The following is a 9,678-nucleotide window of genomic DNA, read 5'->3' as shown; positions in this document are numbered from 1 at the left end:
GTGCCGCGTCGGGCCGGCCGTCAGGAACCGACCTTCCGCTTGTTCCAGACGTCGAACCCGACCGCGGCCAGCAGCACCAGTCCCTTGATGACCTGCTGGTAGTCGCTGCCGATGCCGACGAGCGACATACCGTTGTTCAGTACGCCGAGGACCAGGCCGCCGATGATCGCGCCGAACACCGTCCCGACGCCGCCGCTCATCGACGCGCCGCCGATGAAGGCCGCCGCGATCGCCTCGAGTTCGAAGTTCACGCCGGCCTGCGGGACGCCCGCGTTGAGGCGGGCGGCGTAGACGACACCCGCGAGGGCCGCGAGCACGCCCATGTTCACGAAGACGAGGAAGGTGACGCGCTTGTCCTTCACACCGGAGAGCTTGGCCGCCGCCTGGTTGCCGCCGAGCGCGTACACATGACGTCCCACGACCGCGTTGCGCATCACGAAGCCGAAGCCGACGAGCAGGGCCGCGAGGAGCAGCAGCACGACCGGGGCGCCCCGGTAGCTCGCGAGCGTGAGGGTGAAGGCCAGGACCGCGGCGCTGAGCGCGGCGCACTTGGCGAGGAAAAGGTTCCTGGGCAGCACGTCGAGCTCGTACTTCTGCTGGCGGCGGCGGTCCCTGACCTCCTGCCACAGGGCGAACGCGAGCAGCGCGAAGCCCATCAGCAGCGTGAGGTTGTGGTAGTTGGTGACCGGCCCGATCTCCGGCAGATAGCCGGTGGCGATCTTCTGGAAGCCCTCGGGGAACGGCCCCAGGGAGCGGCTGCCGAGCAGGATCTGCGTCCCGCCGCGGAACAGCAGCATGCCCGCCAGCGTGACGATGAAGGACGGGATGCCCACGTACGCGATCCAGAAGCCCTGCCACGCGCCGGCGAGTGCGCCGATCGCGAGGGAGAGGACGAGCGCGAGCACCCAGGGCACATCGTGTTCGACCATCATCACCGCGGCCGCGGCGGAGACGAAGGCCGCCAGCGAACCGACCGACAGGTCGATGTGGCCCGAGATGATGACGATCATCATGCCGATGCCGAGCACGAGGATGTAGCTGTTCTGGAGGACGAGGTTGGTGACGTTGTTCGGCAGCAGCAGGACGCCGTCGGTCCATATCTGGAACAGCACGACGATGAGCGCGAGTGCGACGAGCATTCCGTACTGCCGCATGTTGCGCCGTGCCGCGTCGAGCAGCAGTTCCTTCGTGCCGTGGCGCGTCGGCGGGGGCGTGCTGGGGGAGGCGCTGGTCGGCGCGTCGGTGGTGGCCGGGCCCATGTCGGTTACCTCTTGTCGCTGGTGCTGGTCATGTGGCGCATGAGAACTTCCTGGCTCGCCCGGTCACGAGGCACCTCGCCCGTGAGGCGGCCCGCGGACATCGTGTAGATGCGGTCGCACATGCCGAGGAGTTCGGGGAGTTCGGAGGAGATGAAGACGACGGCCTTGCCCTCCGCGGCGAGCCGGTCGATGACCGTGTAGATCTCGAACTTGGCACCCACGTCGATGCCGCGCGTGGGCTCGTCGAGGATCAGCACATCGGGCCCGGCGAAGATCCACTTGCTGAGGACGACCTTCTGCTGGTTGCCGCCGGAGAGCCGGCCCACCTGCTCGAAGACCGTGGGCGCCTTGATGTTCATGCTGCGCCGGTAGGACTCGGCGACGCGCCGCTCCTCGTGTTCGTCCACGACACCGCGCCGGGCGACCTTGGAGAGGGCACTCATGGTGATGTTCCGGCCGATGGTGTCGATCAGGTTGAGGCCGTAATGCTTGCGGTCCTCCGTGACGTACGCGATGCCGTGGCCCACCGCCTCGGGGACGGTGCGGGTGCGGATCTCCTTGCCGTCCTTGAGGACGGTGCCGCTGATGTTGCGCCCGTAGGAGCGTCCGAACACGCTCATCGCGAGCTCGGTACGGCCCGCGCCCATCAGCCCCGCGATCCCCACGATCTCGCCCCGGCGGACGTTGACCGACACCTGGTCCACAACCTTGCGCTGCTGGTCGATCGGGTGGTGCACGGTCCAGTCGCGGACCTCGAGCGCCGGGTGCTCACCGGGCTCCCCGGTGTACGGGGTGCGTTCGGGGAAGCGGTGGTCGAGATCCCGGCCCACCATGCCGCGGATGATGCGGTCCTCCGTCATGTCCCCGTCGCGCACACCGAGGGTCTCGATGGTGCGCCCGTCACGGATGACGGTGACCCGGTCGGCGACCTCGGCGATCTCGCCCAGCTTGTGCGAGATGATGATCGAGGCGATGCCCTGTTCCCTCAGCTCCTTGATGAGGGACAGCAGTTTGGCGCTGTCCTCGTCGTTGAGCGCGGCCGTCGGCTCGTCGAGGATCAGGAGTTTGACCTTCTTGGAGAGCGCCTTGGCGATCTCCACGAGCTGCTGCTTGCCGACGCCGATGTCCGCGACCCGGGTCTGCGGGTGCTCGCGCAGGCCGACCCGCTTGAGCAGCGCGGCGGCGTGCCGCAGTGTCTCGTTCCAGCTGATGATCCCGCGGGTGGCGTGCTCGTTGCCGAGGAAGATGTTCTCGGCGATGGACAGGTACGGCACCAGGGCGAGCTCCTGGTGGATGATCACGATGCCGCGGTCCTCGCTCGCCCGGATGTCCTTGAACGCGCACGTCTCGCCCTGGAAGAGGATGTCCCCCTCGTAACTGCCGTGCGGGTGCACCCCGCTGAGCACCTTCATCAGCGTCGACTTGCCGGCGCCGTTCTCCCCGCAGATGGCGTGGACCTCGCCCGGCGCGACGGTCAGCGTCACGTCGGACAGGGCCCGCACCCCCGGGAACGTCTTGCCGATGGACCGCATCTCCAGGATGGGTTCCACCGCCGGGGCCCCCGGCATCAGAGGTCGCTCGCCTTGATGTAGCCCGAGTCGACCAGCACCGTCTTGTAGTTCGTCTTGTCGACGCTGACCGGGTCGAGCAGGAAGGCCGGCACGACCTTCGTCTCGTTGTCGTAGGTGGTGGTGTCGTTGACCTCGGGCTTCCTGTCGTTCAGCACGGCGTCGGCCATCTGGACGGCCTGCTTGGCGAGCGCCCGGGTGTCCTTGTAGACCGTCTGTGTCTGCTGCCCGGCGATGATGGACTTGACCGAGGCGACCTCGGCGTCCTGCCCGGTGACGACGGGGTAGGGCTTGGCCTTGGTGCCGTAGCCGTCCGACTTGAGCGCCGAGAGGATGCCGATCGATATGCCGTCGTACGGGGAGAGCACCGCGTCGACGGTGTCCGAGCCGTACGAGCCGGTCAGCAGGTCGTCCATGCGCTTCTGCGCGGTGCCGCCGTCCCAGCGCAGGGTGGTGATCTGCTCCAGCCTGGTCTGTCCGCTGCGGACGACGAGCTGCTTCTTGTCGATGTACGGCTTGAGGACCTTCCAGGCGCCCTGGAAGAAGAAGCGGGTGTTGTTGTCGTCGGGAGAGCCGGCGAACAGCTCGATGGTGAACGGGCCTTCGGCGCTGCCGTCCTTCAGCCCCAGCTTGTCCACGATGTAGCCGGCCTGGAGTTCGCCGACCTTCTCGTTGTCGAAGGAGGCGTAGTAACTGACGGCCTCGCTGCCGAGGATGAGGCGGTCGTAGGAGATGACCTTGACGCCCTGCTCGCTCGCCTGGCGCAGCACGTCACCCAGGGCCCGCCCGTCGATGGCCGCGACCACGAGGACGTCGACACCCTTGGTGATCATGTTCTCGATCTGGGAGACCTGCTGGTCGACGTCGTCCTCGCCGTATTGCAGGTCCGTCTTGTAGCCGAGCTTCTTGAACTCGGCGGCCATGTTGTTGCCGTCGGCGATCCAGCGTTCCGAGGACTTCGTCGGCATGGCGATGCCGACGGTGGATCCCTCGCCCCCTTCCGGCTCCTGCTTGCTGCCGCCCGTGCTGCTCTGGCCGCAGGCGGCGAGGGACAGGGCGAGGGCGGCGGTGATCGCGGTGACCGCGGCTCGGCGGTTGCGCATCTTCATCAGTCCTTAGGTGAGGGCACGGCCGCCGGAGAGGCGGTGGCAAGGTCGGTGACGGGCAGATCGGTGGGACCGGTGACGGACGGGCCGGCCTCGGGGAGGTCCGTCACGGGAAAGCGGTGCAGCGGACCGGGGAGACGCGAGCCGAGCGGCGACATCCCGCCGTCGGCGCCGAGACGGGCGAGCAGGTCGAGCGTGAGCCGCCCGCGCCGGACCCGTTCCCGGGCGGAGGCCAGCATCGTGTCGCGCATCTGGGCGCCGTACGGGTAGAAGCCGGGCGCCTTGCTCAGCCCGAACTTCAGATAGAGGGGAGCACCGCGCCGGATGAGCTCGGCCGCCTCGTACATGCGCACATAGCCGCCGAGGTCGTCCGGCGCCTCCACATAGAGGTCCATCGGTGCCGCGCTGGCCCGCCGGATCTCTGTGAGGTGGGCGAGCGTCAGGTCGGAGGGCACGTTGACCGAGTCGGCGCCGAGTCGTTCATGGACGGCGTACGCCGCCGGATTCACCGGACCCACCAGCGCGGACACCTTGAACGTCGTGTCGGCCGGCAACACCCCCTGCTCGCGCAGCCGGTGCAGGCACCAGAGGACTCCTTCGTCGGCGACGAGGAGGCAGCGCACGCCGAGGGCGGTCGCGCGAAGAGCGTCCTCGACACAGCCGGCGAGTGCGTCGTGACCACGGGCCCGCAGTCCTGAGCCGCCGGAGTCCGTGCGGGTCGAGGCTCCGATGTCCCAGCTGCCGCGCGGCCCGGTGAACAGGCAGAGTTCGATGTCGCGTTCGGCGCAGGCGCCGGCCATCTCGCTGATCTCGTCGTCGGTGAGCATCCACACCCCGCTGCCCTGACTGATGCGGTGGACCGGCAGGTCCAGTCGGGCGGCCTCCTTGAGCACGACGGCCAGCACCTCCGGGCCCTCGCAGGAGGGGATCTCGGTGCGCCAGCTGCCGCCGTCGGGGAACCGGTGCGCGGAGGCGTCCGAGGGGTTCTCTGCGGGCGCGGCCAGGCCGAGTGCGGCGAGGGCCGCTCCACCGGGGCGGCGGGCTCCGGAGGTTCGTGCGGAGGGAGGGGTCACGAGCAACCTCTATTGTTCGAAATATCGGACGTCGTTCGAGATTCTGGGGCGACGTTAAGGATCGAGTCACCTGGGTGTCAATGGGTCGGACGGCCGAACACGAAGATCGCCGACGCCTTACCGGGAACGGTTGCCGGCGATAGACTGTTCGCTCTGCCGATCAAGCGTTGATATATCGAACAAGGGGAAAGCCATGGGACGCCTCGTGCCCGCTGTCACCCGTGCTCTCGACATTCTGGAGCTCTTCCTCGACGGGGACGGGACGCTGTCGGCCCCCGATATCGTCCGGAAACTCCAACTGCCGCGCACCACCGTGCACGAACTCATCACCACGCTCGCGGCCCGCTCGTACATCGTGCCCGTGGACGGCCGCTCCGGCCGCTACCGCCTCGGAGTGCGTCTCTACCAGCTGGGCAGCCGTTACGCCGAGCAGCTCGACCTCGCCCACGAGGGCCAGGAGGTCGCCCGCTCCGTCGCGGAGACCTGCGACGAGACCGTCCACGTCGCGATCCTGGACGGCACCCACGTCCTCTACATCGCGAAGGTCGACTCCACCCACGCCGTCCGCATGGTCTCGGCCGCCGGCCGCAGCCTGCCCGCCCACTGCACCGCGGTGGGCAAGATGCTGCTCGCCTCCCTTCCCGACAGCGAGCTCGACGCGCGCCTCGCGCCGGGCACCGAACTGGTCGCCATGACGCCCAACAGCATCACCGATCCGGCCGTCCTGCGTACCGAACTGGAGGCCGTGCGGGAAGCCGGCATCGCGCTGGAACGACGGGAGTCGAACGCGGACGTCAGCTGTGTCGCCGCGCCCGTGCGTGACCGTTCGGGCCGGGTCGTCGCCGCGCTGTCCATCTCCGTGCCGATGATCCGCTGGAGCGAGGAGCGCCGCGCGGAGCTCGAGACGCTGGCCGCCAAGGGCGCCGCCGACCTGTCCGAGCGCCTCGGCCACCGGGCCTCCGCATGAAGGGCATGGAGGTGGCGGTACGTCACGACGCGCTGCTCGGCGAGGGCCCCACCTGGGACCCGGCGGCCGAACGCCTGCTGTGGGTCGACATCCTGCGCTCACGCGTCCACACCTACGCCCCCGCCACCGGTCGCCGTACGGTCATGGCCACCGAGCAGCACGTCGGCGCGGCCAAGCCCCGGGCGGACGGGGGCCTCGTCGTCAACCTCCGTGACGGTGTGGGAATTTACGACAGCGACGGCGCCTTCCGCTGGCTGCACCGGGATCCGGTCCCGGGGCGCCGGGGCAACGACGCCGCGGTCGCCCCCGACGGCTCGCTGTGGACGGGCACGATGCGCTACGACGAGGCGCCGGGCGGCGGAACGCTCACCCGGACCACGCCGGACGGTACGGCGACCACCGTCCTCTTCGACGTCACCGTCAGCAACGGCACCGGCTGGAGCCCCGACGGCCGCCGGATGTACTACATCGACTCGCCGACCCGCCGTATCGACGTGTTCGACCTGCGTCCCGACGATCCCCTGCCGGTGAACCGGCGTCCGCTGGCCGTCGTCGAGGACGGCGCGGGCTACCCCGACGGACTCACCGTCGACGCCGACGGATGCGTCTGGGTGGCCCTGTGGGACGGGGCCGCGGTACGCCGCTACACGCCGGAGGGCGTGCTCGACCGCGTCGTGGAGCTCCCCGTGCGACGGCCCACCGCCTGTGCGTTCGGCGGGGCGGGGCTCACCGACCTGTATGTCACGTCCGCCCGCAAGGGGCAGACGGCGCCGCACCCGCTGTCCGGCTCGCTGCTGGTGCTGCCCGGCGCGGGACTGGGGCTCGCTCAGCCCGCCTTCGCCGGCTGAACCAAGGACCCCTCTGCCGGTGTGGCGGAGAGGCCTGTCGGGGCATCGCCGGGGTCTCAACTGCCGGTGTTGTTCGGTGAGTCGAACGTCGTTCGTCATTTCAGCGAAAGTCATTGACGTCCGGTTGCCCCGCGTCTACGGTCCCGTTCGAAGTTGCGAGCGAGCGTCGAAATTTCGAACACTTGGTATCGACGGTTCCGCCCCCGCATCCCCTCGCCCGATGAAGGAGCCGCCCTTCATGAACTTCCCGCGCCCCCGGCAGAGCCACCGCCTCGGAGCGGCCCTCGCCACCACCGCCGTCACCGTCGCGCTCATCGGCGCCGGCGTCCTCCCCGGCCACGCCGCCCCCGCCCCGGCCACCTCCGCGGGCTATCCGGACCCCCGTCCCGTCACCGGCGACACCGAGGTCCACGACCCCTCCGCCGTCCGCCTGAAGGACGGCACGTACGTCGTCTACTCCACCCACGGCAAGATCGAGGCCCGCACCTCACACGACGGCAGGACATGGCAGCGCGCCGGGTCCGCCTTCACCGACATCCCCGACTGGTGGCGCGCCTACTCCGCGGAAGGCGACCCGTGGGCGCCCGAGGTCACCTACCGCGACGGCGTCTACTGGCTCTACTACGCCGTCTCCTCCTTCGGCTCCAACCACTCCGCGATCGGCCTGGCCACCTCCCGCACCGGCAGGCCCGGCACCTGGGAGGACCGCGGAACGGTCTTCGCCACCACCACCGGCGACCACTACAACGCCATCGACCCCGCCATCCTCCAGGCACGCGGCCGGCTCTGGATGTCCTTCGGCTCGTACTGGACCGGCATCCGCATGATCGAGCTCGACCCCGCCACGGGCAGGCCCCGCACCGCCGACCCCGAGGTCCTGCACCTCGCCACCCGCCCCGACGAGCCCTACGCCGTCGAGGCGCCCTACATCGTCGAACACCAGGGCCGCTACTACCTGTTCGTCTCCTACGACCGCTGCTGCGCCGGCACCGACTCGACCTACAACATCCGCGTCGGGCGCGCCACGCACCCGGCCGGTCCGTACTACGACCGCGACGGCACCGCGATGACCGACGGCGGCGGTGAACTACTGCTCGCCGGCCACGGCCGGTACCTCGGCACCGGCGGTCAGTCCGTCCTCCGCGACCGCGGCCGGGACGTCCTCGTCTACCACTACTACGACGCCGACGACGCCGGCGTGCCCAAGCTCGGCCTCAACACCCTGACCTGGGGCAAGGACGGCTGGCCCGTCGTCACCCCCTGATCCCCCGCACCTCCCGGAAGGACACCATGCCCGACAGCAACGCCCGCTTCACCCTCGACCCCGCCTTCACCGTGGGCGAGGTGAACCCCCGTCTCTTCGGCTCCTTCGTCGAGCACCTGGGCCGCTGCGTGTACACCGGCATCTTCGAGCCGGACCATCCGTCCGCCGACGAGGCCGGGCTGCGCACCGACGTCCTCGACCTGGTCCGGGAACTGGGCGTCACCGCCGTCCGCTACCCGGGAGGCAACTTCGTCTCCGGCTACCGGTGGGAGGACTCCGTCGGCCCCGCCGACGAGCGGCCGCGCCGCCTCGACCTCGCCTGGCGGTCCACGGAGACCAACCGGTTCGGGCTGAGCGAGTTCATGGCCTTCCTGGGGAAGATCGGGCCCCAGGCGGAGCCGATGATGGCCGTGAACCTCGGTACGAGGGGCGTGGCCGAGGCACTCCAGCTCCAGGAGTACGCCAACCACCCTGCCGGCACCGCCCTCTCCGACCAGCGCATCGCGCACGGCGACAAGGACCCGTTCGGCATCCGCCTCTGGTGCCTCGGCAACGAGATGGACGGCCCCTGGCAGACCGGTCACAAGACGGCGGAGGAATACGGCCGGCTGGCCGCCGAGACCGCCCGTGCCATGCGGCAGATCGACCCCGACCTCGAGCTGGTCGCCTGCGGCAGCTCCAGCCAGGCCATGCCCACCTTCGCCACCTGGGAGGCGACCGTCCTCCAGGAGGCGTACGACCTCGTCGACCACATCTCGCTGCACGCCTACTACGAGGAGATCGACGGCGACCGCGACTCGTTCCTCGCCTCCGCCGTGGACATGGAGTCGTTCATCGAGAACGTCGTCGCCACCTGCGACCACGTCGGAGCCCGGCTCAAGTCGAAGAAGCGCATCCAGCTCTCCTTCGACGAGTGGAACGTCTGGTACATGAAGCGGTTCGAGGCCGAGAGCAGGGCCAACCCCCTGGACTGGCCCGAGGCCCCGCGGCTGCTCGAGGACAACTACAGCGTCACCGACGCCGTCGTCTTCGGCTCGCTGCTCATCACCCTGCTCCGCCACGCCGACCGGGTCACCGTCGCCTGCCTCGCCCAGCTCGTCAACGTGATCGCCCCCATCATGACGGAGCCGGGCGGGCCGGCCTGGCGGCAGACCACGTTCTTCCCCTTCGCCCAGGCGTCCCGCTACGGGCGGGGCGAGGTCCTCGACGTACGCGCCGACTCGCCCACCTACCGGACCGCCGCCCATGGTGAGGTGCCGCTGCTGCACGCGACCGCCGTGCGCGACAAGGGCACCGGCGCCGTCACCGTCTTCGCCGTCAACCGGAGCCAGAGCGACCCGCTGCCGCTCCAGGTCGCCCTCACCGGGCTGGACGTGACCCACGTCGAGGAGCACAGCGTCCTCAGCGACGCCGACCCGGAGGCTCGCAACACCCTCGCGGAGCCCGAGCGCGTCGTGCCCCACGCGGGCGAAGGGGCCGTCCTCGCGGACGGCGTCCTCGACGTCACGCTCGAGCCCCTGTCATGGAACGTGATCCGGCTGACCGCCGGCGCCTGACGCACAAGCCGCCGCCCGCCCCCGGTCGCGTCAGGCA

Annotated in this window: 8 protein-coding genes; 4 read left to right on the top strand and 4 right to left on the bottom strand. The window is 69.8% G+C overall.

The window, feature by feature from the left end; translation table 11 throughout:
- Positions 1 to 20: 20 nt before the first annotated feature.
- From mmsB to ACWGH4_RS23675, 4 genes are read right to left on the bottom strand one after another with little or no spacing between them, the layout of a single operon-like run.
- On the bottom strand, positions 21 to 1,259 hold the full coding sequence (mmsB, locus tag ACWGH4_RS23690; protein ID WP_441266865.1) for a multiple monosaccharide ABC transporter permease: 1,239 nt from the start codon (positions 1,257 to 1,259) through the stop codon (positions 21 to 23).
- A 5-nt stretch (positions 1,260 to 1,264) separates the two neighbouring features.
- Complete coding sequence (mmsA, locus tag ACWGH4_RS23685) at positions 1,265 to 2,827, bottom strand: multiple monosaccharide ABC transporter ATP-binding protein (protein ID WP_453464186.1); 1,563 nt, start codon at positions 2,825 to 2,827, stop codon at positions 1,265 to 1,267.
- Entirely contained in the window at positions 2,827 to 3,930 is a 1,104-nt protein-coding gene (chvE, locus tag ACWGH4_RS23680; RefSeq protein ID WP_453464183.1) for a multiple monosaccharide ABC transporter substrate-binding protein, read from the bottom strand. The genes mmsA and chvE overlap by 1 nt, the downstream gene beginning before the upstream one ends.
- A gap of 5 nt (positions 3,931 to 3,935) precedes the next feature.
- Positions 3,936 to 5,006, bottom strand: a complete 1,071-nt coding sequence (locus ACWGH4_RS23675) for a hypothetical protein (RefSeq protein ID WP_453464180.1) — start codon at positions 5,004 to 5,006, stop codon at positions 3,936 to 3,938.
- Positions 5,007 to 5,199: 193 nt separating this feature from the next.
- Between ACWGH4_RS23675 and ACWGH4_RS23670 the strand changes: the two genes are divergently transcribed.
- From ACWGH4_RS23670 to arfA, 4 genes are all read left to right on the top strand, one after another.
- Complete coding sequence (locus ACWGH4_RS23670) at positions 5,200 to 5,973, top strand: IclR family transcriptional regulator (RefSeq protein ID WP_453464177.1); 774 nt, start codon at positions 5,200 to 5,202, stop codon at positions 5,971 to 5,973.
- Positions 5,970 to 6,821 (top strand): SMP-30/gluconolactonase/LRE family protein, encoded by an 852-nt coding sequence (locus ACWGH4_RS23665; RefSeq protein ID WP_453464174.1) that lies wholly within the window; start codon positions 5,970 to 5,972, stop codon positions 6,819 to 6,821. The genes ACWGH4_RS23670 and ACWGH4_RS23665 overlap by 4 nt, the downstream gene beginning before the upstream one ends.
- A 238-nt stretch (positions 6,822 to 7,059) precedes the next feature.
- The gene (locus ACWGH4_RS23660; protein WP_453464171.1) at positions 7,060 to 8,085 is read left to right on the top strand and encodes an arabinan endo-1,5-alpha-L-arabinosidase; all 1,026 of its coding nucleotides are present in this window, start codon (positions 7,060 to 7,062) and stop codon (positions 8,083 to 8,085) included.
- Positions 8,086 to 8,111: 26 nt separating this feature from the next.
- Positions 8,112 to 9,641 (top strand): arabinosylfuranosidase ArfA, encoded by a 1,530-nt coding sequence (arfA, locus tag ACWGH4_RS23655; RefSeq protein ID WP_453464168.1) that lies wholly within the window; start codon positions 8,112 to 8,114, stop codon positions 9,639 to 9,641.
- Positions 9,642 to 9,678 lie beyond the last annotated feature (37 nt).

Source organism: Streptomyces sp. NPDC054847, assembly GCF_053610925.1.
The sequence above is the reverse complement of the archived record's forward strand: the minus strand, read 5'-3'. Positions and strand labels throughout refer to the sequence as shown.

Bases quoted from the DNA above. Each gene is read 5' to 3' on its own strand.
- mmsB (WP_441266865.1), bottom strand. From the start codon at position 1,259: ATGGGCCCGGCCACCACCGACGCGCCGACCAGCGCCTCCCCCAGCACG.
- mmsA (WP_453464186.1), bottom strand. From the start codon at position 2,827: ATGCCGGGGGCCCCGGCGGTGGAACCCATCCTGGAGATGCGGTCCATC.
- chvE (WP_453464183.1), bottom strand. From the start codon at position 3,930: ATGCGCAACCGCCGAGCCGCGGTCACCGCGATCACCGCCGCCCTCGCC.
- ACWGH4_RS23670 (WP_453464177.1), top strand. From the start codon at position 5,200: ATGGGACGCCTCGTGCCCGCTGTCACCCGTGCTCTCGACATTCTGGAG.
- ACWGH4_RS23665 (WP_453464174.1), top strand. From the start codon at position 5,970: ATGAAGGGCATGGAGGTGGCGGTACGTCACGACGCGCTGCTCGGCGAG.
- ACWGH4_RS23660 (WP_453464171.1), top strand. From the start codon at position 7,060: ATGAACTTCCCGCGCCCCCGGCAGAGCCACCGCCTCGGAGCGGCCCTC.
- arfA (WP_453464168.1), top strand. From the start codon at position 8,112: ATGCCCGACAGCAACGCCCGCTTCACCCTCGACCCCGCCTTCACCGTG.